Origin of the sequence: Ensifer sp. LC11, assembly GCF_001695835.1 — a bacterium.
Lineage (GTDB): Bacteria > Pseudomonadota > Alphaproteobacteria > Rhizobiales > Rhizobiaceae > Ensifer.
The window spans coordinates 48,236-72,383 of sequence record NZ_MBSO01000034.1 but is presented as its reverse complement, the minus strand read 5'-3'; the positions used below and the strand labels follow the sequence as shown (position 1 = coordinate 72,383).

Sequence of the window (24,148 nt, the reverse complement as noted above, 5' to 3'; positions counted from 1 at the left end):
GTTTGGCAGCATACCGCCGGTCTCTCCCAGGCCGGCAACTCTGGAGGTAAATGATGGCCGGTCTTTCGCAAGCCGTCAGCTCGCTGTTCCTGAAGGAATTCGTCGGCGCGTTCTTTCTGTCGATGCGCTATTTCTTCAAGCCGAAGGCGACGTTGAACTACCCCTTTGAAAAGGGGCCGGTCAGCCCGCGCTTCCGTGGCGAGCATGCGCTACGCCGCTATCCGAACGGTGAAGAGCGTTGCATCGCCTGCAAGCTGTGCGAGGCGATCTGTCCTGCACAGGCCATCACCATCGAAGCCGGTCCGCGCCGCAACGACGGCACCCGCCGCACGGTTCGCTATGACATCGACATGGTGAAGTGCATCTATTGCGGTTTCTGCCAGGAAGCATGTCCGGTGGACGCGATCGTCGAAGGTCCGAACTTCGAGTTCGCCACCGAGACACGCGAAGAGCTTTACTACGACAAGGACAAGCTGCTCGCGAACGGCGATCGCTGGGAACGGGAAATCGCACGCAACATCGCAATGGACTCGCCCTATCGCTGAGGCAATTGCGTAGCGCCGCCCCGGGGAGGGCGGTGCATGTGACATAGGTTTGGGCAACGGCCGGACGCGTGTCCGGCTTTGCCTGTGGAGTGGGGCCAAAGGTGCCTCACGCCGTGCAAGACGAAGAAGGCACCGATCATGGGTCTGCAGGTTCTTTTTTTCTATCTCTTTGCCTTCATCGCGGTGGCGTCGGCATTTATGGTCATTGCTGCCAGGAACCCCGTTTATTCGGTTCTGTTCCTGATCCTGACCTTCTTTAACGCAGCGGGCCTGTTCCTGCTGACCGGCGCCGAATTCCTCGCGATGATCCTGCTGGTCGTCTATGTCGGTGCGGTCGCGGTGCTCTTCCTGTTCGTCGTCATGATGCTTGACGTCGACTTCGCGGAATTGCGCGCAGGCGTGCTCGAATATGCGCCGGTCGGAGCATTGATCGGCCTGATCCTGGCGGCCGAGCTCATCATCGTCGTTGGTGGCGCGACCTTCTCGCCGGAAATTGCCAAGGCGGTCTCGATGCCGATCCCGGCGATCACCGAACGGACGAATACGGCAGCGCTCGGCGACGTGCTCTATACCCACTACATCTACTTCTTCCAGATCGCTGGCCTTGTGCTGCTCGTCGCCATGATCGGCGCCATCGTGCTGACCTTGCGCCACCGCGAAAACATCAAGCGCCAGAACATCCCGCAGCAGGTTGCCCGCACGCCCGAGACCGCCGTCGAGGTGGTCACGGTCAAGCCGGGCCAGGGCATCTAAGTCGGACGCGAGATCGAGGAACAAAAAATGGAAATCGGAATTTCCCACTATCTCACCGTTAGCGCCATCCTGTTCACGCTGGGCGTCTTCGGCATCTTCCTCAACCGGAAGAACGTCATCGTCATCCTGATGTCGGTCGAACTCATTCTGCTCGCGGTCAACATCAACATGGTCGCCTTCTCGGCGTTCCTGAACGACATCACGGGCCAGGTCTTTGCTCTGTTCATCCTGACCGTCGCGGCTGCGGAAGCGGCCATCGGACTTGCAATTCTCGTCGTCTTCTACCGCAACCGCGGCTCGATCGCTGTTGAAGACGTCAACATGATGAAGGGCTGATTGGGCTATGGATACCATCATCAAGGCTATCGTCTTCCTGCCTTTGATCGGCTTTCTGATCGCCGGCCTCTTCGGGAATTCGATCGGCGCCAAGGCATCGGAATATGTCACCAGCGGTTTGATGATCATCGCCGCTGCGCTCTCCTGGTACGTCTTCTTCGACGTTGCCTTGGGCCATCAGGAGATGATCAAGGTTTCGGTGCTGCGCTGGATCCAGTCCGGCACCTTCGATGTCGAATGGGCGTTCCGCGTCGACCCGCTGACCGCTGTCATGTTCGTCGTCGTCAACACGGTGTCGACGCTCGTGCATGTCTATTCGATCGGATACATGCACCACGATCCGCATCGTCCGCGCTTCTTTGCCTATCTGTCGCTCTTCACCTTCGCGATGCTCATGCTCATCACGTCGGACAACCTCGTGCAGATGTTCTTCGGCTGGGAAGGCGTGGGTCTCGCGTCCTACCTGCTCATCGGCTTCTGGTACAAGAAGCCGTCGGCCAACGCTGCCGCGATTAAAGCCTTCATTGTCAACCGCGTCGGCGACTTCGGCTTCTCGCTCGGCATCTTCCTCGTCTTCGTGCTGTTCGGCTCGGTCAACTTCGAGACGATCTTTGCCGCGGCACAGACCTATCTGCCGGCCGAGGGCGCTGCAGCAGGGGAGGTGGTTGTGAACCTCTTCGGCATGCAGCTCGACAAGGGTCATGCGCTGACCGCTGCCTGCCTGCTGCTCTTCATGGGCGCGATGGGCAAGTCGGCGCAGTTCCTGCTGCACACCTGGCTTCCGGACGCCATGGAAGGCCCGACCCCGGTTTCGGCTCTTATTCATGCCGCAACGATGGTTACCGCCGGCGTCTTCCTCGTCGCCCGCATGTCGCCACTCTTCGAACTGTCGCCGGATGCACTGACCGTCGTCACCATCATCGGTGCGATCACCGCCTTCTTCGCCGCAACCGTCGGTCTCGTCCAGAACGATATCAAGCGCGTCATCGCCTATTCGACCTGCTCGCAGCTCGGCTACATGTTCGTGGCGCTCGGCGTCGGCGCCTATGGCGCGGCGATCTTCCACCTGTTCACGCACGCCTTTTTCAAGGCTCTGCTGTTCTTGGGTGCCGGTTCGGTCATCCACGCCGTCGATGGTGAACAGGACATGCGCTATATGGGCGGTCTCAGGAAGCACATCCCGGTCACCTACTGGATGATGTTCATCGGCACGATCGCCCTGACGGGTGTCGGCATTCCGGGCACGCTCTTCGGCACGGCTGGCTTCTTCTCGAAGGATGCGATCATCGAATCGACCTTTGCGTCGCACAGCACCGTTTCCGGCTTCGCCTTCGCGTTGCTGGTGATCGCCGCGCTCTTCACGAGCTTCTATTCCTGGCGCCTGGCCTTCATGACCTTCCATGGCAAGCCGCGCGCGTCGTCGGACGTCATGCATCACGTCCATGAATCGCCGCAGGTCATGCTGGTGCCGCTCTATATCCTGGCCGCTGGCGCGCTGGTCGCCGGTTTCCTGTTCCACGACTACTTCTTCGGCCATCACTATGCCGAATTCTGGAAGGGCGCGCTGTTCACCTCGGCGGAAAACGAGATCCTCGAGGAGTACCACCACGTACCGCTCTGGGTTAAGTGGAGCCCGTTCTGCGCCATGGCGCTCGGTCTCTTCACCGCCTGGTACATGTATATCCGCCGGCCGGAACTGCCGAAGTATCTGGCAGAGCAACATCGCAGCCTCTACCAGTTCCTGCTCAACAAGTGGTACTTCGACGAGCTCTACGACGTCCTGTTCGTGCGCTCGGCCAAGTGGCTCGGCACTTTCCTGTGGAAGGAAGGCGACGGCCGCGTGATCGATGGCTACGGCCCCAACGGCATTGCCGCACGTGTGCTCAACGTCACTGACCGCGTTGTCCGCCTGCAGACTGGTTACCTCTATCACTACGCGTTCGCGATGCTCATCGGCATTGCCGCGCTCGTTACTTGGATGATGTTCAGGAGTTCCTTCTGATGACCGATTGGCCCGTACTTTCCGCGGTCACCTTCATGCCGCTCGTCGGCGTCCTGCTTCTCTTGCTCACAAGGGAAGACAGCGCCTACGGCCGCCGGAACATCCTGAACGTTTCGCTGCTGACGACGATCTTCACCTTCGCCGTGTCGGTCTACATCTGGTACCAGTTCGATGCCTCGAACCCTGGCTTCCAGATGCTCGAAAAGCACGAGTGGCTCGGCACCGGCATTTCCTACCATCTCGGCGTCGATGGCATCTCGGTGCTTTTCGTCGTGCTCTCGGCCTTCCTCATGCCGTTCTGCGTGCTCGCAAGCTGGCAGTCGGTCGAGAAGCGGCTCAAGGCCTACATGATCGCGTTCCTGATCCTGGAAACGTTCATGATCGGCGTTTTCGTGTCGCTCGACATCGTGCTGTTCTACGTGTTCTTCGAAGCCGGCCTCATTCCGATGTTCCTCATCATCGGTGTCTGGGGCGGCAAGGATCGCGTCTACGCCAGCTACAAGTTCTTCCTCTATACGCTGCTCGGCTCGGTGCTGATGCTGCTCGCGATCATGGCGATGTACTGGCAGGCCGGTACGACCGACATCACGCAGCTGCTTGCCTACAACTTCCCACGGCAGATGCAGACCTGGCTGTGGCTCGCCTTCTTCGCCTCCTTCGCGGTGAAGATGCCGATGTGGCCGGTGCACACCTGGCTTCCCGACGCGCACGTTCAGGCGCCGACGGCGGGTTCGGTCATCCTGGCCGCGATCCTCCTGAAGCTTGGCGGCTACGGTTTCGTGCGCTTCTCGCTGCCGATGTTCCCGCTGGCATCCGACTATTTTGCGCCGTTCGTCTTCACGCTGTCGGTCGTCGCCATCATCTACACCTCGCTGGTGGCGATGATGCAGACCGACATCAAGAAGCTGATCGCCTATTCGTCGGTCGCTCACATGGGCTACGTGACCATGGGTATCTTTGCCGCCAACACTCAAGGCGTGCAGGGTGCGATCTTCCAGATGCTGTCGCACGGCATCGTCTCGGGTGCACTCTTCCTTTGCGTCGGCGTCGTCTATGACCGTCTGCACACCCGCGAGATCTCGGCCTATGGCGGTCTCGTCAACAACATGCCGAAATATGCCGTCGCCTTCATGGTCTTCACCATGGCGAACGTCGGCCTGCCCGGTACGTCCGGCTTCGTCGGCGAAGTGCTGACCCTCGTCGGCGTCTTCCGCGTCAATACCTGGGTTGCGTTCTTTGCAACGAGCGGCGTTATCCTCTCGGCTGCATACGCGCTCTGGCTCTACCGGCGAGTGATCTTCGGCGCACTGGAAAAGGAAAGCCTGAAGGCTCTGCTCGATCTCTCGGGTCGTGAGAAGGCGATCCTTTATCCGCTGGTGATCCTGACGATCTTCTTCGGTGTCTATCCGGCGCCGATCTTCGATGCGACCGCGGCCTCCGTGGATCTGCTCGTCAACAACTACTCCGCAGCCCTGCAGGCAGCGCAAAACGTTGCGCTTTCGGTGCAATGACCACAGGACGTGATTGGACATGACTGCTGAAACCCTCCTTGCAAGCCTGCAACTCTCGATCCCCGAGTTGATCCTCGCGGTCGGCGCGATGGCATTGCTGATGATCGGCGTGTTTGCCGGCGAAAAATCGGCGTCGACCGTCACCGGCCTTGCTGTTGCCCTTCTGATCATTGCCGGGCTCTGGCTCGTGCTGAAGACCGGGGAAGGCTCGGCCTATGGCGGCGCCTTCCTGTCCGACCCCTTCGCCAAGTTCATGAAGGTGTTGGCACTGATCGGATCGATCACCGCCCTGGTGATGACCGTCGGCCATGCGCGCTCCGCCCAGATCGATCGCTTCGAGTTCCCGGTGCTTCTGGTACTGGCGACGCTCGGCATGCTGCTGATGATCTCGGCCAACGACCTGATCTCGCTCTATCTCTCGCTGGAACTGCAGTCGCTGGCGCTCTACGTCGTCGCTGCCATCAATCGCGACAGCATTCGCTCGACCGAAGCTGGCCTCAAGTACTTCGTGCTCGGCGCACTGTCTTCGGGCATGCTGCTCTACGGCATGTCGCTGATCTACGGCTTTACCGGCCACACCGGTTTCACCGAGATCGCCGCCGCGCTGACCGCCGAAGGCCGTTCGCTCGGCCTGATCTTCGGCCTCGTCTTCGTGCTGGCCGGTCTCGCCTTCAAGATCTCGGCCGTGCCGTTCCATATGTGGACGCCCGATGTTTATGAAGGTGCGCCGACGCCGGTCACCGCCTTCTTCGCGGCAGCGCCGAAGGTTGCGGCCATGGCGATCCTCGTACGCATCGTCATCAACGCCTTCGAGCCCGTCGTTGCCGACTGGCAGCAGATCATCGTCTTCATCTCGATCGCCTCGATGCTGCTCGGTTCCTTCGCGGCCATCGGCCAGAAGAACATCAAGCGCCTGATGGCCTATTCCTCGATCGGTCACATGGGCTACGCGCTTGTGGGTCTGGCGGCCGGCTCGATGGCGGGTGTTCGCGGCGTTCTGCTCTACATGCTCATCTACATGGTGATGACGCTCGGCACCTTCGCCTGCATCCTGGCGATGCGACGCAAGGAGGGCGAAAACGTCGAGAATGTCGACGATCTGGCTGGTCTCTCGCAGACCAACCCCTTCATGGCGACCGTTCTCACCATTCTGATGTTCTCGCTGGCCGGCATTCCCCCCATGGCGGGCTTCTTCGGGAAGTACTTCGTCTTCATGGCGGCAATCGAAGCCCAGCTCTATGCGCTTGCCATCATCGGCGTTCTCGCATCCGTCGTCGGCGCCTACTACTATCTGCGCGTCATCAAGGTGATGTGGTTCGACGACGCCAAGGGTGAGTTTGCCCGCACGGCAGGCGAGCTGCGCCTGGTGTTCGGTCTCTCGGGCCTGTTCGTTCTCGGATACGTCCTGATCGGCGGACCGCTTGGAAACGCCGCCGAAGTTGCGGCGCGGACCTTCTTTTGATCGCCCTTGAAAGCGGCGGCCGGATTTCGCTCGACGATTTCCGGCACGTCGCGCTCGATGCGGTCGGGTCGACCAACAGTGAATGCCTGGCGCGCGCGCGCCAGGGCGACCTAGGCAATCTCTGGGTGACGGCCGTGCGCCAGACGGGCGGCCGCGGCAGACGCGGGCGCGCGTGGTTCTCGGAACCGGGCAACCTCTACGCATCGCTCCTTCTTATTGATCCGGCTCCGGTCGAGCACCTGCATTCTCTGCCGCTTGCCGTTGCAGTGGCGGTGCATCGGGCGATCCGCCAGGTGATGGCACCGGGTTCGGCTCCGGTGGAGATCAAGTGGCCAAACGACATCCTGATCGACGGCAAGAAAACCTGCGGCATCCTTCTTGAAGGCGAGTTGCTCCCGGATGGACGCCAGGCGCTGGTGATCGGCTGCGGCGTCAACATCGCTGTCCAGCCCGACGAAGCGCTCTATCCGGTGACATCGCTCCAGAAAGAGGGTTCATCGGTCTCGCCGGATGAGTTGTTTGCCCGGCTGTTTATGACGATGGCAGAGACCTTGTCGGTCTGGGATCGTGGGGCGGGTATCGCCAATACAATCGAACAATGGCGTGCGGCGGCCCGCGGTATCGGCGAGACGATCACGGTAAATCTGCCCGACCGGTCGCTTTCCGGTCGCTTTGCCGGTATTGATGGCGCCGGGCGATTGATGCTCGATACCGGCACGGGCACGATGCAGGCGATTGCCGCCGGCGACGTATTTTTCGGATAATTCTTAGAAACAAGGGCGCATCACGATATGGCGCAAGAAGAAGAACTGGTGTTCTTGCCGCTCGGCGGCGTCGGCGAAATTGGTATGAATCTCGGCCTTTACGGCTACGGGCGGCCGGGCAGCCGCCAGTGGATCATGGTCGATTGCGGCGTGACGTTCCCAGGGCCGGAGCTTCCGGGCGTTGACCTGGTGTTGCCCGATATCGGCTTTCTGGCTGAGGAGCGCCGCAATCTCAAGGCGATCATCATCACCCATGCGCATGAGGACCACTATGGCGGCTTGAACGATCTCTGGCCCGGTCTCAACGTTCCGGTCTATGCCTCGCCGTTTACGGCGGGCATGCTGGAGGCCAAGCGCGATTTCGAAAAGAGCCGGGGTGAGATCCCTGTCACGATCTTCAAGCAGGGCGACCGCATCAATGTCGGTCCCTTCGAGATCGAGGCAGTTGGCGTCAACCACTCGATCCCCGAGCCGATGTCGCTGATCATTCGCACGCCGCTTGGCACCGTCGTCCACACCGGCGACTGGAAGATCGATCTGCATCCGTCGCTTGGTCCGCTGACCGACGAGACGCGCTTCCGTCAGATCGGCGACGACGGTGTGCTGGCGCTCGTCTGCGATTCTACCAACGCGATGCGCGACGGCGTTTCGCCGTCGGAGCAGGAAGTTTCCGAGAGCCTGATGAAGATCATTGCGAACGCCGAGGGCCGGGTCGCGATCACGACGTTCTCCTCGAATGTCGGGCGCATCCGCTCGATCGCCGAGGCGGCGGAAGAGGCGGGCAGGGATGTGCTGCTGCTCGGCAGTTCGATGAAGCGGGTCGTCGCTGTCGCTGCGGATCTCGGATTGATGGAAGGCATCAAACCGTTCCTTGCCGAAGACGAGTTCGGCTATGTGCCGCGCGACAAGGTCGTGGTCATCCTCACCGGCAGTCAGGGCGAACCTCGTGCGGCACTCGCCAAGATCGCTCGCGACGAGATGCGCAACGTCGCCTTCTCCGCCGGTGATACGGTCGTGTTTTCCTCGCGTACGATCCCGGGCAACGAAAAGGCGATCAACGACATCAAGAACGGCCTGGTCGAGCAGGGCATCCACATCATCACCGACAGCGAGGCGCTTGTGCACGTGTCGGGCCACCCGCGTCGCACCGAGCTGCAGCAGATGTATCAGTGGCTGCGCCCGCAGATCCTCGTGCCTGTTCATGGCGAGGCGGCGCATCTGACGGCGCATGGGGAGCTTGGCCGGCAATCGGGCATCGCAAACGTCCCGCGTCTGCGGAACGGTGAAATGCTGCGCCTTGCCCCGGGGCCGGCCGAGGTGATCGACGAAGCCCCGCATGGCCGGATCTACAAGGACGGCAGCCTCATCGGCGATTTCGAGGAAATGGGCATCGGCGAGCGTCGCAAGCTCTCCTTTGCCGGCCATGTTGCCGTCAATGTCGTGCTCGACAGCCGTTACGATTTCCTTGGCGATCCGGACATCGTTGCGATCGGCCTGCCGGAGTTCGATGATGAGGGCGAGGACATGGAGGACACGCTCTATGACGCCGTCCTCGGCGCCGTCGAGAGCATTCCGCGCGCGAAACGCAAGGATCTGGCGATGCTGCAGGAGGCCGTCCGCCGCGCCGTTCGCAGCACCGCCAACCAGATCTGGGGCAAGAAGCCGATCGTGACGGCATTTGTCACCAAAGTCTGATTGGCTGCCGGCGCTCGGCTCTATAAGCGGTATGGCTACGGGACATCGCCCGTAGCGGGAGGATTGCAATGCTTGGAAGAGTGAACCACATCGCCATTGCCGTACCGGATCTTGCCTCGGCCGCCGAAAGCTATCGTTCGATGCTCGGCGCTTCGGTGACCGAGCCGCAGGCCCTGCCGGAGCATGGCGTGACCGTCGTGTTCGTCACGCTTGCCAACACCAAGGTGGAGCTCCTTGAGCCTCTGGGCGAGACCTCGCCGATCGCGGCTTTCCTGGCAAAGAACCCTTCAGGCGGAATGCACCACATCTGCTACGAGGTCGAAAACATCCTGTCGGCGCGCGATGCACTGCGTGCCGCGGGAGCGCGTGTGCTGGGTGATGGCGAGCCGAAGATCGGCGCGCACGGAAAGCCCGTGCTCTTCCTTCACCCCAAGGATTTCCAGGGTACGTTGATCGAACTCGAAGAGGTGTGACAGTTGACCGCGCGAAGGCCGTTTGTGTGATGCGACCGGCGGCGCTATAAGGCGGACAGAATGTCGCGGAAGTCGCGGCGAAATGCGCTTTCTGCCGTTTTGCCGGTCGTCTTCAACGGGAGCAGGGAATGCCGCTTTTTTCGACCTTTGCCATCTACTTCATCATCTGGTGGATCACGCTCTTTGCGGTTCTGCCCTTGGGAGTGCGCACGCAGGCCGAAGAAAATAACGTCGTGCCGGGGAGCGTCGAAAGCGCACCGGCCAAGTTCAACGCGAAGCGGGTCGTGCTGTTGACGACGATCATTGCAGCCGCGATCCAGCTCGCTTGGTACGTCGTGTCTGTGAGGCTTGGCTACGGCATCGATTCCCTTCCGCGCTTCTACCCGAAGTTTTACTGAGATTTTGGTCGCGCCGGACCGGTCGAACGGGCCCGTGTGCCGATCAGATCTTGTCCCCATGGATTTCAGGGGCATTGCCCGCCGGAATTGGCGCCCCGACATCGACCTTCAGACAGAACCAGAGAAATTGTAGTATTGACGGACCCAAAATTGACATAGTTCAATTTTGGATGCTGCTTCGTCGCTGCGGGAGTTTGAGAAAAGCAAAAAAAAACAAGGCTGAAAGCCTTGTTTTTCAAGTTTCGCGTGATCTTTAATCCGTTTCCGGCGGCAGCGACCAGGCGCGCCTAAGATCTTATCCTCCCAAGACTTGACCGCGAAAGTCGGCAAGAATTTAGTCTTCATGCCTGTTTTGTGAGCCGAAATTAGCCCAAACATTGGGCGCTGTCATCCTGTTTTTTTGCATTTTTGCTACAGTCGGGTAAAATATTCCCGTTGACAATTCCTGTCGCAATCCTGTTACTAGCGTGCTCTTTTGACGCAGGCTCGGCGCTGCGTTTTCCCTCAAAATCCGCGGGATGCGATCTCTGCCGGTATGGCAGCGAGCAGGGTTTTCTTCCGTCTGCGAAGCAGCTATGAACGCAAGGCTCATAAAGGTTCCTGCCGGCTTTTGCTGGAAGGGAAAATGGAGAGCCCGACCCGAGAAGCAACGGTCGCCTTTGCCAATCATCAGGTAGAGCCGGACCCAAGCTCAACGTCATTTCGCCCGAATCCGCCGATAGTGCGACGTTCATCTAGTTCTGGAACCCATTATGCGCCTGTCCCGCTTTTTCATGCCCATCCTGAAGGAAAATCCCAAGGAAGCGGAAATCGTTTCCCACCGCCTCATGCTCCGCACGGGTATGATCCGGCAGCAGTCCTCGGGCATCTATACCTGGTTGCCACTGGGCAAGCGGGTTCTCGACAAGGTCAATGCGGTCATTCGCGAGGAACAGAACCGTTCCGGCGCGATCGAACTGTTGATGCCGACGCTCCAGTCTGCCGAGCTGTGGCAGGAGAGCGGTCGATACGATGCCTATGGCAAGGAAATGCTGCGCATCAAGGACCGCCAGGACCGGCCGATGCTCTATGGTCCGACGAACGAGGAAATGATCACGGACGTCTTCCGCTCCTATGTGAAGTCCTACCGTGATCTGCCGCTCAATCTGTATCACATCCAGCTGAAGTTCCGTGACGAGATCCGTCCGCGTTTCGGAACCATGCGCTCGCGCGAATTCCTGATGAAGGACGCCTATTCCTTCGATCTCGACCGGGAGGGGGCGGAGCACGCCTATAACCGGATGTTCGCCGCTTATCTGCGCACCTTCGCCCGCATGGGCCTTCGCGCCATTCCGATGCGCGCCGACACCGGCCCGATCGGCGGCAACCTCAGCCACGAGTTCATCATCCTTGCCGACACCGGTGAATCCGAGGTCTTCTGCCACAAGGATTTCCTCGGCTTCGACATTCCCGGCGAAGACACGAACTTCGACGATGTCGCGGGTCTGAAGACGATCTTCGACAAGTGGACCTCGCGCTATGCCGCGACGTCTGAAATGCACGACGAGGCTGCCTTCAATGCGGTTGCCGAGAGCGACCGAGTGTCTGCCCGTGGCATCGAAGTCGGCCACATCTTCTACTTCGGCACCAAGTATTCCGAAGCCATGGGCGCCAAGGTGCTCGGGCCCGACGGCAAGGAACACGCCGTGCACATGGGATCCTACGGCATCGGCCCGACACGTCTCGTGCCGGCGGTCATCGAAGCCTCGCATGACGACAACGGCATCATCTGGCCGAAGTCGATCGCGCCGTTCGATGCCGTGATCATCAACATGAAAGCGGGCGATGCCGCTTGCGACGGCGCCTGCGAGACGCTCTACTCGAAGCTCGGCAAGGCAGGATTCGACGTCCTGCTCGACGACCGCGACGACCGCGCCGGTGCGAAGTTCGCAACGGCCGATCTGATCGGCGTGCCGGTTCAGGTGATCGTTGGTCCGCGCTCGATCGCCAGTGGCGAAGTTGAGCTCAAGGATCGCAAGACCGGCGAGCGCGAGACGATGACCGTCGAAGCGGCGATCAACAAGCTGATCGCAACGAAGTGATGAGGCGAGGGAAGGCAGGATGACCGCCGTGACTGAAGATCAGGTGCAGGCTGCAGCACAGCCTGAAAAGTCCTCCAGCCGTCCCTTTTCCGCCTTCGAGCGCATGGTGGCCTGGCGCTACCTGCGCTCCAGGCGCAAGGAAGCCTTCATTTCGGTCATCGCCGGTTTCTCCTTCATCGGCATCATGCTCGGTGTTGCCACGCTGATCATCGTCATGGCCGTCATGAACGGCTTTCGCACCGAGCTCATCTCCCGCATTCTCGGCATCAACGGTCATATGATCGTCCAGCCGATCGACGGCCCCCTCGACAACTACGCTGACCTTGCGACCAAGTTTTCGGGCGTCAAGGGCGTCACCATGGCGATCCCGCTGGTCGAGGGCCAGGTGCTTGCCCAGGGCATCGGCGACAGTTCGACCGGTGCGCTGGTGCGCGGCATCCGCGCCGACGACCTGAGCAAGATGAAGTCGGTGTCAGACCATATCCAGTCCGGTGATCTGGTCGGATTTGCTTCCGGTTCCGGTGTCGCGATCGGCTCGCGCATGGCCGAACAGCTTGGCATAAGCGTCGGCGGCACGATCACGCTGACCTCGCCCAACGGCGACGTGACGCCACTTGGCATGAACCCGCGTGTCAAGGCTTATACCGTCTCGGCGATCTACGAGATCGGCATGTCGGAATACGACTCGACGATCATCTTCATGCCGCTGGAAGAAGCCCAGCTCTTCTTCAACGCCGACGGACTTGCGCAGTCGATCGAGATTTTCGTTGAACATCCCGATGTCGTCGATGAGCTGCGCCAGCCGATCGAGGATGCCGCCGGACGGCAGATATTCATCACCGACTGGCGCGATCGCAACAAGACCTTCTTCTCGGCGCTCGAGGTCGAGCGCAACGTGATGTTCATGATCCTGACGCTGATCGTACTGGTCGCGGCGCTGAACATCATTTCCGGCCTGATCATGCTGGTGAAGGACAAGGGCAGCGACATCGCAATCCTTAGAACAATGGGTGCGACCTCCGGGTCGGTGATGCGCATCTTCTTCATGACCGGTGCGGCGATCGGTGTCGCGGGCACGGTGGCCGGCGTGGCGCTTGGCGTCATCGTCTGCCTCAACATCGAATCCATCCGGCAGTTCTTCTCCTGGATCTCCGGAACGACGCTCTTCAGTCCGGAGCTCTACTTCCTCAGCCAGCTTCCGGCCGACATGAATGCCGATGAGACCGCGCTCGTCATCGTCATGGCGCTCACCCTTTCCTTCCTCGCCACGATCTTCCCGGCCTGGCGTGCCTCGCGCCTCGATCCGGTGCAGGCTCTGCGTTACGAATGACAAGGACATCACCTGAATGAATGCGCGCGTGGCACTGCAGCTTTCCGGCGTCGAGCGACACTACGGGGAGGGCGAGACGTTTCTGTCGATCCTCAAAGGGGCGGATTTCACGCTGAGAAGCGGCGAGACGGTGGCGCTGGTGGCGCCATCGGGAACCGGAAAGTCGACATTGTTGCATGTTGCCGGCTTGCTCGAGCGTCCTGACGCCGGCGAAGTCTTGGTCAGCGGCGTTTCTTGTGGCGACCTCAGCGACGACAAGCGCACCGCGATCCGCCGCAACGAGATCGGCTTCGTTTACCAGTTCCACCACCTGCTTCCGGAGTTTTCGGCGCTCGAGAACATCATGATGCCGCAGCTGATTGCCGGTCTGCCGAAGGCGGAAGCCGCCGATCGGGCAAGGGCGCTGCTCGACTACATGCGGATTGGCCACCGCGCCGAACATCGTCCGGCAGAGCTTTCCGGTGGTGAGCAGCAGCGTGTCGCGATTGCGAGGGCTGTGGCCAACGCGCCGCTCGTCCTCCTCGCCGACGAACCGACGGGCAATCTCGACCCGGAGACCGCCGGCTATGTCTTTGAGGCGCTGGAAGCACTCGCGCGCCAGTCGGGTCTGGCGGCCTTGATCGCTACCCACAATCATGAGCTCGCAAGCCTGATGGATCGCCGCGTCACGATCGAAGACGGCAAGGTCGTCGAGATGAAATGACCTTGGCTGACGGCCGTGACGACCGCTTCGTCTGCCGCCATCCTTGGACTGGTTCCTGTCAGCCTCCTGCGCCTGTCTCTTGATCGCAGCCGATCAAGAGACAGGAACTTGCGACAATTCAAAGCGCCCCACGGCGCAGCGGGCTTTCCTCAGCGCTTGATCAGGCCGCCGCGATAATCGAGTTCATAGGCTTCCTCGCCATCGACAAAGATGACCTCGTGACCGGAAAAGTGCCCGATGTCTCCCCGGCTGTTATCAATGTAGTAGCCGTGAGCATGACGAAACTCCATGCCACCGAGAAAGTGTCGCTTGTCGCGGTACATGGCCTGGAGCGCTGCCTTGATGATCAGCCCGGCCTTTTCTCCGTTGATGAGATCGTGCCTTGTAATCCGGCCGAAATAGTTCATCGCCCAGGCAGGCTCGCCATCCCGCCAGACGGTCTCCTGCCCGGCAAAATCAGTTCCGCCGAAGTAGCTGTCGAGATAGCGCCAATTGTCCCTCTCGTAGCCGATGTCGCGGGAACCCGGGCGGGACGACGGGCGCGGCATCCCGCCGCCGACATAGGTGTTCGATTTGGCTTCGACGATGAAGTCCTTGAGTCGTTCGAGCGCGGTCATGATCGTTCCTCGTATGTTCTTATTGAGGATGCCGCGATCTGCGGTACCTGTAAAGAACATATAGGGAACAATCATCCGCTTATTGCAGGCCGCACGCCTTCTGGCCGCGATCGTCGTTCCAGTCCTTGAAGAGGATGAGTTCACCCTTGGCGACCACGGGCTTGTCGTTGGATTTGCCCTTGCCGGTCAGGACGTTGAGGTCGCATTTTGACGTGTTGTCGAGATCGAGCGTATCGTAGGACGAGTAGGTATAGCCGGCGACGACGAACTCGAAATTGCGATAGGCGACGGTCAGTGTCTGCTCCCAGCGGTCACGCCCGATGGAATCATTGTGACTGGTGATGAGCAACGAACCGCTCGGCAGCGCCTCGATCGCGGGGGCCTGTCCGGCGAAGTTGAATTGGCCCCAGATTTTGTTTGGGATCGCCGACTTCAGTTCGAGCGCGCCGTTCTCGCCGGTGAGATAAAGATAGACGCCGTTGTCCTCGTCGCTACCCTCGGCGGGGCGCACGATAAGAGCGAGGTCCGAGTCGCCGTCCTTGTTCCAGTCGCCGGCGGCGGCCGAAACAATGCGGGACAGTTCGACCGTTTCCGCCGCAGAAGCGGCCGCCGGAAACAGGAACGACAGCGGCAGGAACAACAACGGCAGGATCGGGCGTGCGCGCATGCGAGGAGATTCCCTTGTGGTTGTCGCTATTGATAGGCGTTCGCCTCGCATTCCTCAAGCGGCACACCGCATTGGCTGATCTTCCAGCGACCGGCATTAACCATCATTACCAGAATGGCTGTGGTTGCGCTTGACGCGTGAACAGAAATAGAACAAAATGAAAACATAACGAAAAAGGAGCCATGTTATGACTGATTTTGTTCGTGACCTCGCCGCCTTCACTTCGATGAGCCTGTTCATCGCAAGCATCTCTTTCATAGCGCTCGGCCTCTGAGGCGAGCGCGGACATTTCATCGTACGCACTCCCAATTTTCCTCCCCCCGGTTGAATAAGGGGACGACATGTCAGGTGAAACTGGACATGGCGGGTGATAAGCAGGATATCCTGTCGACCAGACAGGAATCGGGGTGCGGCGATGGCAGACGACGGCAAGACAGCATCGAGTGGGACGCTCGGCACGGATCCGCAGTTTGTGCACCTGCGCGTCCATTCAGCCTTCTCCCTGCTCGAAGGTGCTTTGCCGCTGAAGAAGGTCATCGGCAAGGCCGTCGCCGATGATCAGCCGGCGATCGGGATCGCCGACACCAATAACCTTTTTGCAGCCCTCGAGTTCTCGCAGAAGGCGTCCGAAGACGGGTTGCAGCCGATCACCGGCTGCCAGCTTTCCATTGACATGGAAGACGAAGCGGATGGCGATCGACGTGGTCATGCGCAACAGCTCGTCAAGCTGCCGGCGATCGTGCTGATCGCGGCCACCGACGATGGATACACCCGACTCGTGGATCTGGTGAGCCGCGCCTATCTCAGCGGCGAGGGCAGTCAGGCGACGCGGATTACCCGCTCCTGGCTCGAAGAATGCGGAACCGAGGGGCTGATTGCGCTAACCGGGGCGACGACGGGCCCGGTGGATATGGCCTTGAAGGCGGGCTCGTTCGCGCTTGCCGAAGCGCGTCTCGAAGCCTTGCATGATCTGTTCGGCGATCGCCTGTACATCGAGTTGCAGCGCCATGGCGGCTACGATCGGCGCCATGAGAGCCGGATGATCGATCTTGCCTACAAGTTCGATATTCCACTCGTCGCCACCAATGAAGCCTTCTTCCCGGCGCCGTCCGACTATGAGGCGCATGATGCGCTGATGGCGGTCGCGCACAACGCGATGGTGTCGGATGACAGCCGCTTTCGCTTGACGCCGGACCATTACCTCAAGAACCGCAAGGAAATGGCGGCGCTCTTTGCCGATCTGCCTGAGGCATTGGAAAACACCGTCGAGATTGCGCGGCGGTGCTCTTTCATGCTGAAGACCCGCGGGCCCATCTTGCCGCGCTTTACCGGCGCCACCGCAGACCCGGAGGAGGCCGAGCGCGCCGAGGCGGATGAACTGCGCCGTCAGGCGGAGGAGGGGCTGGAGGAGCGCCTCGCGAAGCTTGGCATGGCGCCCGGCTACACCGAGCAGGAATATCGCGAGCGCCTGGCCTTCGAACTCAGCGTTATCGCGCGCATGAAGTTCCCCGGCTACTTCCTGATCGTTGCTGACTTCATCAAGTGGGCGAAACAGCATGACATCCCCGTCGGGCCAGGCCGCGGTTCGGGTGCAGGCTCGCTTGTCGCTTATGCCTTGACGATCACCGACGTCGATCCGATGCGCTTCTCGCTGCTGTTCGAACGCTTCCTCAACCCAGAGCGCGTTTCGATGCCGGACTTCGACATCGACTTCTGCCAGGACCGGCGGGAAGAAGTGATCCGCTACGTGCAGCGCAAATACGGTCGCGAGCAGGTGGCGCAGATCATCACCTTCGGTTCGCTGCAGGCACGTGCAGCGCTGCGCGACGTCGGGCGCGTGCTTGAAATGCCCTATGGCCAGGTCGACAAGATCTGCAAGCTGGTACCCAACAACCCGGCCAATCCGACGCCGCTCTCCAAGGCCATCGAGGAAGAGCCGCGCCTGCAGGAGGAGGCGGAGAAGGAGCCTGTGGTCGCGCGTCTTCTCGATATCGCCCAGAAGATCGAAGGGCTCTATCGCCACGCCTCGACCCACGCCGCCGGCATCGTGATCGGCGACCGGCCGCTGTCGCAGCTCGTGCCGATGTATCGCGACCCGCGCTCCGACATGCCCGTCACCCAGTTCAACATGAAGTGGGTGGAGCAGGCAGGCCTCGTCAAATTCGACTTTCTCGGTCTGAAGACGCTGACGGTGCTGAAGGTCGCGGTCGATTTCGTCAAGCGGCGCGGCATAGAGGTTGATCTCGCCAGCATACCGCTCGATGACCCCAAGACCTATGAGATGCTGTCGCGCGGCGAGACCGTCGGCGTGTTTCAGGTGGAAAGCGCCGGCATGCGCAAGGCGCTGATCGGCATGCGGCCGGACTGCATTGAAGACATCATCGCGCTGGTGGCGCTTTATCGCCCGGGTCCGATGGAGAACATCCCTGTTTATAATGCGCGCAAGCACGGCGAAGAGGAGATCGAGTCGATCCATCCGAAGATCGACCATCTGCTCAAGGAAACGCAAGGCGTTATCGTCTACCAGGAGCAGGTGATGCAGATCGCCCAGGTGCTCTCGGGCTATTCGCTCGGCGAGGCCGATCTTCTGCGCCGCGCCATGGGTAAGAAGATCAAGGAGGAAATGGACAAGCAGCGCGCCCGCTTCGTCGACGGCGCCGTCAAGAACGAAGTGTCGAAGCCGCAGGCCGATCTGATTTTCGACCTGCTCGCCAAGTTCGCCAACTACGGCTTCAACAAGTCGCACGCGGCCGCCTACGCCATCGTCTCCTATCAGACCGCCTATATGAAGGCGCATTACCCGGTGGAGTTCCTCGCGGCGTCGATGACGCTCGACATGTCCAACACCGAGAAGGTCAACGACTTCCGGCAGGACGCAAAGCGCCTGGGTATCGAGGTGATCGCCCCATCGGTGCAAACGTCGTTCCGGCATTTCCAGACCGGCGAGAACCGCATCTATTACTCGCTTGCGGCCATCAAGGGCGTGGGTGAATCCGCAGTCGAGCACATCGTCGAAGTTCGCGGCGATCGATCCTTCGCCAGCCTTGAGGACTTCTGCCTCAGGATCGATCCGAAGCTTCTCAACCGTCGCGTCTTTGAAAGCCTGATCGCCGCCGGCGCCTTCGATTGCTTCGGCTATGATCGTGCGGAACTGGTCGGCGGGCTCGATCGCATCCTCGGCTTTGCTCAGCGCGCGCAGGAAAACAAGACGAGTGGTCAAAGCGACATGTTCGGCGCGGGGGCTGCCACCGGACCGGAGCGTATCGCGCTCCCGACCTATACGCCCTGGCTCGCTTCGGAGAAGCTGCACCGCGAGTTCCAGGTGCTCGGTTTCTATCTCTCGGCCCACCCGCTCGACACCTACAATGCCCTGCTTGCCAAGATGCGCGTGCAGACCTTCGGCGATTTCGCCGGCGCGGTGAAGAAGGGGGCGACCGCCGGCCGGCTCGCCGGCACCGTCACCTCGAAGCAGGAACGCAAGACCCGCACCGGCAACAAGATGGGCATCGTTGCCTTCTCCGACTCCTCCGGCCAGTTCGAGGCGGTGCTGTTTTCCGAGATGCTGCACCAGTACCGAGACCTGCTGGAGCCGGGAAAGTCACTGGTGATGACGGTGGCTGCCGAAGAACGACCGGAAGGGATCGGCCTGCGCATCCAGACCCTGCGCTCGCTCGAAGAGGAATCGCTTCAATTGCAGAAGGCGTTGCGCGTCTATGTGCGCGATTCCGGTCCGTTGAAATCGATCGCTTCGCACCTCAACACCAGGGGTGACGGCCTCGTGTCTTTCGTCGTCATCAAGGACAATGGTCAGCGCGAGATTGAGGTCGAGCTCAGCGAGAAGTTCCGCATTTCGCCCGAGATCGCCGCGGCACTTCGTTCGGCGCCGGGCGTGATCGACGTCGAACTGGTCTGATCGGCGGATTTCTCCGTTTCGTTCGAAGCGGAGAAATTACACAGAGCAGTTTGAGGATAGGCAGCCCGGAACGGAAGGCGTAGGCCGCGCGTTACTGCGGTTGCTCGGCTTCAGTCGCCCGGTCGCGCTCGGGTGATCGTGATGAAATCGGTGCCCTGGCCGGTCTCCAGCCCGCTCTCCGTGTCGGCGATCGAAAGCGACGAGCCCTCGGCCAGCAGTTCCTCCACCCGCTTGCGGACTTCGTCGGATATCGTCATCCGTGCCAGCGTGCGCTGTATGCCATTGTACGCAAAGGAATCAGCCTCCATGGAGATGCCAAGCCGCTTCTTGGTAGAGGCGGGAAGGTGGTTTTCAAGCGAAACGCCGAACCATTTGCCTTCGGCACCTTCCTCTTCATTGTGGCGAAACTGAAGGAAGTGCGTTCCAAGTGCTTCTTCCGGCTTGTCGATCGTGAGCCCCGCTTCGAAGAGCGGCTTGAACCCTTGCCGGACGAGGACCTTGCCGTTTTGCGGCGGCGTGCGGCCGGCCTTGCGCAGCAGTCTGTTGGTCAATTCCGGCGTCAACTTGCCGTCGCTTTCGAGACCTTCGCTTGACTGGAAGGCGCGAAGCGCCGCGATTGTCGCCGGCCCTGCTTGGCCGTCGATCGCACCGGGCGCGTAGCCGAGGGCATCCAATGACGTCTGAACTTCGCGCATGGAGTCGCGCGCGTCGCTGCGCGTGATCAGGATGCGGATCGGCTCTTCCATGGATCTGGCCGTTCCAGCACCGCCCGTCGGCTCGCGCATCGCCACTTCCACCGGGTTGCTCCCGGCCTGGCTGATCGCCGGCCTTAGCGGCACATCGGACAGCGGCGGCTGAATGTCGATCGGAGTCGGTCGGAAGAGCAGGGCGCTCTTGACCTCGGAAGGCGTTATCTGCCGGTCCGAGATCAGAACATGCACGCCGCGCTCGGTCATCTTGTAGAGCGAGGCGGCAAAGGCGCTCGGCAGGCGAACACAGCCATGCGACGCGGGATAGTCGGGCACATGGTTGGAGCCGTGCAGCGCGATCCCCGACCATGTGAGCCGCTGCATGAAAGGCATTGGCGCATTCGAATAGATGTTCGACTTGTGATGACGACGCTTCTCCAGGATCGAGAAGATGCCGGTCGGCGTCGCATGGCCGGCCCTGCCGGTCGAGACCGGCGAGGTCGCAATCACAGCGTCGCCATCATAAACGACGAGCGACTGCTGGTCCTTCGAAACGATGATCTGTAGCGGCCCGCGACTGCCTGCAAACCCACTTGCGGGGGATAGCAGCAGAGCGACGAAGCTGGCGGTGAGAGCGAAACGCGAAACCATACACTCAACCCAACACGTGACATGGCGGACGAGCCTAGCCCGCAATCTTTAAGGAATTCATCCAGATGCCATGTGGAGACGATCAAGGTTGCGTGATCGCCTTGGGCCGCATGACACGGCGGTCGCACCCGCGCAGCGCCTGCGGCCTCAGGGGTCGCGTTTCCTGGTGCCGAATGTATAGCCGGTCTCGACGCTCGCCTTGCCGAACTTGTCGCGCAGCTTGTTCATGGCATCTTCGGCGGCTGCTCGCCTGGTGGCCGCCGGATCGACGAGATCTGGGGGATCGGCGAGATCCGGGGCCGAGAGATCGCTGACGCCGATGCCGATCAGCCGATATTTCGTGCCATCGGCCTCCTTCTCCAGAAGCTGGAGGCCGGTGCGGAAAATGCGGTCGGCAAGCCGAGTGGGACTGTCGAGCCGCCGATTGCGTGTGCGAAGCTTGAAGTCGGTGGTTTTCAGTTTGAGAACGACCGTCTGACCGGCGAGCTCCGATTTCCGCAGCCGGTGGGCCACCTGTTCACTCAGGCGCCGGAGGTGCGTCACGAGGTCATCGTAGCGCGCGATGTCGTCGTTGAACGTCGTCTCCGCCGATACGCTCTTGGCTTCGCCGTCGATTTCGACGGCTCTTTCATCGAGCCCCCGCGACAGGCGATAGAGCCGTTGTCCCATCGTGCCGTAGCGACGCATGAGGTCGGCTTCTTCCATGGTCTGCAATTGCCCGATCGTGCGCACGCCGTCGCGCTCGAGCGTCGAGGCAAAGGCCTTGCCGACGCCCCAGATCAGGGTAACCGACTTTTCTCTCAGGAACTCCAGCGCCTCGGCCTGGCCGATGACGGAGAAGCCGCGCGGCTTCTGCAGGTCGGACGCCACCTTGGCGAGGAACTTGCAATAGGACAGGCCCACCGAGACGGTGATGCCGATCTCCTGCTCGATGCGTCTGGCAAGGCGCGCGAGCGTGCGAGCTGGCGGATCGTGGTGCAATCGCTCTGTGCCCCGGAGTTCCAGAAAGGCCTCGTCAATCGACAGCGGCTGCACCATCGGCGTCAGTTCCTGCATCAGCGTGCGAACCTCGCGGCCGACACGGGCATATTTTTCCATGTTGGGCTTGATGACCACGGCCTGGGGGCAGGCTTCCAGGGCCTTGAACATCGGCATGGCCGAGCGCACGCCGTGAATGCGCGCGACATAGCAGGCGGTGGACACAACACCGCGCTTGCCCCCGCCGATGATCACGGGCTTGTCGGCGAGCTCCGGGTTGTCGCGCTTTTCGATCGACGCATAGAAGGCGTCGCAATCGATATGCGCCAGGGTCAGATCATAGAGTTCTGCGTGACGCAGAATGCGCGGACTGCCGCAGGCGAGACAGCGCCGCACGGACGCCGCCTGTTCCCTAAGGCAGTCGCGGCAGAAGCCTGGAATTTGAGCAGCGCTGTCGGACATGTCAGGAACAAATATTGAACATCGCGACCTTACGCTCTAGGCTAGCGAGTCTCAAGGGAGGCGCGATTGGAAATCACACTCCAGTTCTCACCGGTGACGGCGGACCGTTGGGCGGATTTCGAGCGGCTTTTTGAGCCGAACGGTGCCTATGGTGGTTGCTGGTGCACCGCGCTGCGCCTGCCGCATTCCATCCGAACGGCGATGCCGGCAAGTGAGCGCAAGGCCTTTATCCACGCACGTGTCGATGTCGCGCCGCCGCCCGGAATCCTCGGCTATTTCGAGGGAGCGCCGGTCGCCTGGGTTCAGGTTGGTCCGCGCCAGGATGTTCCTCAGTTCAATTCGCCGCGCACGGTCGCGCGACCGCTGGAGGACCGCGAGGCGACCGATCCGACGATCTGGGCATTGAGCTGTCTGTTCATGCAGTCGAAGCTGCGGGGCAGGGGCTTGAGCCATCAACTCGTGGGTGCTGCGATCGACCACGCCCGGGCGGGCGGTGCACGCTATCTCGATGCCTGTCCGATCGATCACGCCAAACAACCGAAGTCGGTTGCCCTGTGGGTCGGTGCGACGTCCGTCTTTGACGCCGCGGGATTCGACGTCGTCGCGCGCCGCAAGGACGGTAGACCGCTGATGCGATTGGATTTGCACTGATGGGAACCGGCGCCGAACTAGCTCTCGAAATGCGCGCGAATGGTCGCTGCCGCTTCCGGCCAGTCGGTAACGGCGCAAATTCCGGCATCCAGCTTCGGCGCGAGTGCACGAAACTCGGAGTTGACCATCAGATTGATCAGCAGGCAGGAAGGAGCATGGTGCCGGACCGACTGCAGGTTGCGAAGCATGTCGTCGACAAAGACCAGCGGGACTGGGCGCCCGCCGTGCAGCTTTTCCACGATCGGCCCCTTCGGCTCTTCGGAGGCGAGCAGCGGATAGGGAAGGCCAAGCCGGTCGAGCAGAGCGCGGCGGACCATCGCGTGATGGGACGGCATGGCCGTCAGGAAGACGATATCGGCTTCCTCCGACAGCGCGGCCAAGGTTTCTACGACCTGCGCGGCGGGCGTCTGCCAACGATCCTGCGAACCATAGAAGGCGTCGAGCAGAATGCGGACTTCCTCCTCCGCGACCGGCTGATCGCTGGCGCGCTCGACGATGTTGCCGGTCAGACGGAACGACCGGGGCAGCAGCACGTGACCGCAGCTATCGAGGAAAGCTTTGAACGGATTGATGAATTCGAGTACGACGTCATCAATGTCGCTGACGATCAGCGGCCGCGCCCGGAGCTCGATATCTTGGATCGCCGGCATGGCCCGCGCCCTCAGTCGTCGAAGCCGGAATGGCCGGATAGGGCCGCGTGGGCGCTGACGACATCTTGCGGCGCCGTGCCCGTTGCCTGGCAGAAAGCCATGAGCGTCGGCTCGTGGTCCATGAGAAAGGCGATGATGCCGCCCATGAAGCCGGGCTCCGCGATCGCCGTGCGCAATGATTCCGGTTCGGTGCCGGTCAAAGCCAGGAAGCGGGACAAAAGCTCAGGTTCGCCGGCGAGCCAGGCAAGGATGTCGATGGCGATTTCTTCGGCGCTTTTCATTGGTTCGTCCTCGTATGGTTTTTACGCCTGGAGTTACCTATTTTTCAACCAAATAGGACTATCTCTGAAGTTGAGGAAATGGGTCGAGTCGTCGACTCGCAAGTTAAGTATCCTGAAATGACTTGCAAGGCGACGACGGACAGCAAGGGATCGACATGCCCAAACAGGTAATGATTGTTGAAGACAACGAGCTGAACATGAAACTGTTCCGCGACCTGATTGAGGCTTCCGGCTACGCGACGATCCAGACGCGCAACGGCATGGAGGCGCTCGAGCTCGCGCGCAAGCACCGGCCCGATCTCATTCTCATGGACATTCAGCTGCCGGAAGTGTCCGGTCTGGAAGTGACAAAATGGCTGAAGGAAGACGATGAGTTGCACGTCATTCCGGTCATCGCCGTTACCGCCTTTGCAATGAAGGGAGACGAGGAACGCATCCGCCAGGGCGGTTGCGAAGCCTATGTTTCCAAGCCGATCTCCGTACCGAAGTTCATTGAAACGATCAAAACCTACCTGGGCGATGCCTGAGCGGCGGGA

The 24,148-nt window shown here is 60.9% G+C and carries 22 protein-coding genes; 16 read left to right on the top strand and 6 right to left on the bottom strand.

The annotated features are described in order from the left end of the window. Positions 1-53: 53 nt before the first annotated feature. From nuoI to BBX50_RS21610, 13 genes are all read left to right on the top strand, one after another. A complete protein-coding gene (nuoI, locus tag BBX50_RS21670) occupies positions 54-545 on the top strand; it encodes an NADH-quinone oxidoreductase subunit NuoI (RefSeq protein ID WP_025426590.1) in 492 nt (163 codons plus the stop codon). A 138-nt stretch (positions 546-683) separates the two neighbouring features. Further along, positions 684-1,298: an NADH-quinone oxidoreductase subunit J gene (locus BBX50_RS21665; protein ID WP_065777390.1), complete on the top strand. Its 615-nt coding sequence runs from the start codon at positions 684-686 to the stop codon at positions 1,296-1,298. Between the two features lie 27 nt (positions 1,299-1,325). Beyond that, a complete protein-coding gene (nuoK, locus tag BBX50_RS21660) occupies positions 1,326-1,634 on the top strand; it encodes an NADH-quinone oxidoreductase subunit NuoK (protein ID WP_034803568.1) in 309 nt (102 codons plus the stop codon). Between the two features lie 7 nt (positions 1,635-1,641). Next, positions 1,642-3,636 carry an NADH-quinone oxidoreductase subunit L gene (gene nuoL, locus BBX50_RS21655; RefSeq protein ID WP_065777389.1) on the top strand — a complete coding sequence of 665 codons (1,995 nt, stop codon included), beginning with the start codon at positions 1,642-1,644 and terminating at the stop codon, positions 3,634-3,636. Further along, positions 3,636-5,147, top strand: coding sequence for an NADH-quinone oxidoreductase subunit M (locus BBX50_RS21650; protein ID WP_065777388.1), 1,512 nt, complete (start codon positions 3,636-3,638; stop codon positions 5,145-5,147). The genes nuoL and BBX50_RS21650 overlap by 1 nt, the downstream gene beginning before the upstream one ends. Before the next feature lie 19 nt (positions 5,148-5,166). Continuing rightward, positions 5,167-6,609 (top strand): NADH-quinone oxidoreductase subunit NuoN, encoded by a 1,443-nt coding sequence (nuoN, locus tag BBX50_RS21645; RefSeq protein ID WP_065777387.1) that lies wholly within the window; start codon positions 5,167-5,169, stop codon positions 6,607-6,609. Continuing rightward, on the top strand, positions 6,609-7,373 hold the full coding sequence (locus tag BBX50_RS21640) for a biotin--[acetyl-CoA-carboxylase] ligase (RefSeq protein WP_065777533.1): 765 nt from the start codon (positions 6,609-6,611) through the stop codon (positions 7,371-7,373). The genes nuoN and BBX50_RS21640 overlap by 1 nt, the downstream gene beginning before the upstream one ends. Before the next feature lie 27 nt (positions 7,374-7,400). Beyond that, entirely contained in the window at positions 7,401-9,068 is a 1,668-nt protein-coding gene (locus BBX50_RS21635; protein WP_065777386.1) for a ribonuclease J, read from the top strand. A gap of 68 nt (positions 9,069-9,136) precedes the next feature. Continuing rightward, complete coding sequence (gene mce / locus BBX50_RS21630; RefSeq protein WP_065777385.1) at positions 9,137-9,541, top strand: methylmalonyl-CoA epimerase; 405 nt, start codon at positions 9,137-9,139, stop codon at positions 9,539-9,541. A gap of 128 nt (positions 9,542-9,669) precedes the next feature. After that, positions 9,670-9,939 carry a DUF1467 family protein gene (locus BBX50_RS21625; RefSeq protein WP_065777384.1) on the top strand — a complete coding sequence of 90 codons (270 nt, stop codon included), beginning with the start codon at positions 9,670-9,672 and terminating at the stop codon, positions 9,937-9,939. A 752-nt stretch (positions 9,940-10,691) separates the two neighbouring features. Beyond that, positions 10,692-12,020, top strand: coding sequence for a proline--tRNA ligase (gene proS / locus BBX50_RS21620; RefSeq protein ID WP_065777383.1), 1,329 nt, complete (start codon positions 10,692-10,694; stop codon positions 12,018-12,020). 19 nt (positions 12,021-12,039) lie between these two features. Then, positions 12,040-13,350: a lipoprotein-releasing ABC transporter permease subunit gene (locus BBX50_RS21615; RefSeq protein ID WP_065777382.1), complete on the top strand. Its 1,311-nt coding sequence runs from the start codon at positions 12,040-12,042 to the stop codon at positions 13,348-13,350. 16 nt (positions 13,351-13,366) lie between these two features. Further along, on the top strand, positions 13,367-14,053 hold the full coding sequence (locus tag BBX50_RS21610) for an ABC transporter ATP-binding protein (RefSeq protein ID WP_065777381.1): 687 nt from the start codon (positions 13,367-13,369) through the stop codon (positions 14,051-14,053). 149 nt (positions 14,054-14,202) lie between these two features. Here BBX50_RS21610 and BBX50_RS21605 read toward each other — a convergent pair whose 3' ends face one another. Both BBX50_RS21605 and BBX50_RS21600 read right to left on the bottom strand, forming a co-directional pair. Then, complete coding sequence (locus BBX50_RS21605) at positions 14,203-14,670, bottom strand: DUF5680 domain-containing protein (RefSeq protein WP_065777380.1); 468 nt, start codon at positions 14,668-14,670, stop codon at positions 14,203-14,205. A gap of 79 nt (positions 14,671-14,749) precedes the next feature. Beyond that, a complete protein-coding gene (locus BBX50_RS21600; RefSeq protein ID WP_065777379.1) occupies positions 14,750-15,337 on the bottom strand; it encodes an FG-GAP repeat protein in 588 nt (195 codons plus the stop codon). A gap of 415 nt (positions 15,338-15,752) precedes the next feature. On the opposite strand from BBX50_RS21600, the gene dnaE reads away from it, so the two are divergent. After that, positions 15,753-19,250, top strand: a complete 3,498-nt coding sequence (gene dnaE, locus BBX50_RS21595) for a DNA polymerase III subunit alpha (RefSeq protein WP_065777378.1) — start codon at positions 15,753-15,755, stop codon at positions 19,248-19,250. 110 nt (positions 19,251-19,360) lie between these two features. Here the strand turns inward: dnaE and BBX50_RS21590 are convergent, their stop codons facing one another. Then, positions 19,361-20,590, bottom strand: coding sequence for a L,D-transpeptidase family protein (locus BBX50_RS21590; RefSeq protein ID WP_065777377.1), 1,230 nt, complete (start codon positions 20,588-20,590; stop codon positions 19,361-19,363). A 147-nt stretch (positions 20,591-20,737) separates the two neighbouring features. Beyond that, complete coding sequence (locus BBX50_RS21585; protein ID WP_065777376.1) at positions 20,738-22,030, bottom strand: DNA polymerase IV; 1,293 nt, start codon at positions 22,028-22,030, stop codon at positions 20,738-20,740. A 66-nt stretch (positions 22,031-22,096) separates the two neighbouring features. Here BBX50_RS21585 and BBX50_RS21580 point away from each other — a divergent pair, with 66 nt between their 5' ends. Continuing rightward, positions 22,097-22,681 carry a GNAT family N-acetyltransferase gene (locus BBX50_RS21580; RefSeq protein ID WP_065777375.1) on the top strand — a complete coding sequence of 195 codons (585 nt, stop codon included), beginning with the start codon at positions 22,097-22,099 and terminating at the stop codon, positions 22,679-22,681. 17 nt (positions 22,682-22,698) lie between these two features. On the opposite strand, the gene BBX50_RS21575 is transcribed toward BBX50_RS21580, so the two are convergent. Together BBX50_RS21575 and BBX50_RS21570 are read right to left on the bottom strand one after the other, a co-directional pair. Further along, positions 22,699-23,331 (bottom strand): hypothetical protein, encoded by a 633-nt coding sequence (locus tag BBX50_RS21575; RefSeq protein WP_065777374.1) that lies wholly within the window; start codon positions 23,329-23,331, stop codon positions 22,699-22,701. Positions 23,332-23,342: 11 nt separating this feature from the next. Then, positions 23,343-23,612, bottom strand: coding sequence for a DUF3572 domain-containing protein (locus BBX50_RS21570; protein WP_065777373.1), 270 nt, complete (start codon positions 23,610-23,612; stop codon positions 23,343-23,345). A gap of 155 nt (positions 23,613-23,767) precedes the next feature. Here BBX50_RS21570 and BBX50_RS21565 point away from each other — a divergent pair, with 155 nt between their 5' ends. Beyond that, positions 23,768-24,139: a response regulator gene (locus BBX50_RS21565; protein WP_003537642.1), complete on the top strand. Its 372-nt coding sequence runs from the start codon at positions 23,768-23,770 to the stop codon at positions 24,137-24,139. Positions 24,140-24,148: the final 9 nt, after the last annotated feature.

Bases quoted from the DNA above. Each gene is read 5' to 3' on its own strand.
- nuoI (WP_025426590.1), top strand. From the start codon at position 54: ATGGCCGGTCTTTCGCAAGCCGTCAGCTCGCTGTTCCTGAAGGAATTC.
- BBX50_RS21665 (WP_065777390.1), top strand. From the start codon at position 684: ATGGGTCTGCAGGTTCTTTTTTTCTATCTCTTTGCCTTCATCGCGGTG.
- nuoK (WP_034803568.1), top strand. From the start codon at position 1,326: ATGGAAATCGGAATTTCCCACTATCTCACCGTTAGCGCCATCCTGTTC.
- nuoL (WP_065777389.1), top strand. From the start codon at position 1,642: ATGGATACCATCATCAAGGCTATCGTCTTCCTGCCTTTGATCGGCTTT.
- BBX50_RS21650 (WP_065777388.1), top strand. From the start codon at position 3,636: ATGACCGATTGGCCCGTACTTTCCGCGGTCACCTTCATGCCGCTCGTC.
- nuoN (WP_065777387.1), top strand. From the start codon at position 5,167: ATGACTGCTGAAACCCTCCTTGCAAGCCTGCAACTCTCGATCCCCGAG.
- BBX50_RS21635 (WP_065777386.1), top strand. From the start codon at position 7,401: ATGGCGCAAGAAGAAGAACTGGTGTTCTTGCCGCTCGGCGGCGTCGGC.
- mce (WP_065777385.1), top strand. From the start codon at position 9,137: ATGCTTGGAAGAGTGAACCACATCGCCATTGCCGTACCGGATCTTGCC.
- BBX50_RS21625 (WP_065777384.1), top strand. From the start codon at position 9,670: ATGCCGCTTTTTTCGACCTTTGCCATCTACTTCATCATCTGGTGGATC.
- proS (WP_065777383.1), top strand. From the start codon at position 10,692: ATGCGCCTGTCCCGCTTTTTCATGCCCATCCTGAAGGAAAATCCCAAG.
- BBX50_RS21615 (WP_065777382.1), top strand. From the start codon at position 12,040: ATGACCGCCGTGACTGAAGATCAGGTGCAGGCTGCAGCACAGCCTGAA.
- BBX50_RS21610 (WP_065777381.1), top strand. From the start codon at position 13,367: ATGAATGCGCGCGTGGCACTGCAGCTTTCCGGCGTCGAGCGACACTAC.
- BBX50_RS21605 (WP_065777380.1), bottom strand. From the start codon at position 14,670: ATGACCGCGCTCGAACGACTCAAGGACTTCATCGTCGAAGCCAAATCG.
- BBX50_RS21600 (WP_065777379.1), bottom strand. From the start codon at position 15,337: ATGCGCGCACGCCCGATCCTGCCGTTGTTGTTCCTGCCGCTGTCGTTC.
- dnaE (WP_065777378.1), top strand. From the start codon at position 15,753: ATGGCAGACGACGGCAAGACAGCATCGAGTGGGACGCTCGGCACGGAT.
- BBX50_RS21590 (WP_065777377.1), bottom strand. From the start codon at position 20,590: ATGGTTTCGCGTTTCGCTCTCACCGCCAGCTTCGTCGCTCTGCTGCTA.
- BBX50_RS21585 (WP_065777376.1), bottom strand. From the start codon at position 22,030: ATGTCCGACAGCGCTGCTCAAATTCCAGGCTTCTGCCGCGACTGCCTT.
- BBX50_RS21575 (WP_065777374.1), bottom strand. From the start codon at position 23,331: ATGCCGGCGATCCAAGATATCGAGCTCCGGGCGCGGCCGCTGATCGTC.
- BBX50_RS21570 (WP_065777373.1), bottom strand. From the start codon at position 23,612: ATGAAAAGCGCCGAAGAAATCGCCATCGACATCCTTGCCTGGCTCGCC.
- BBX50_RS21565 (WP_003537642.1), top strand. From the start codon at position 23,768: ATGCCCAAACAGGTAATGATTGTTGAAGACAACGAGCTGAACATGAAA.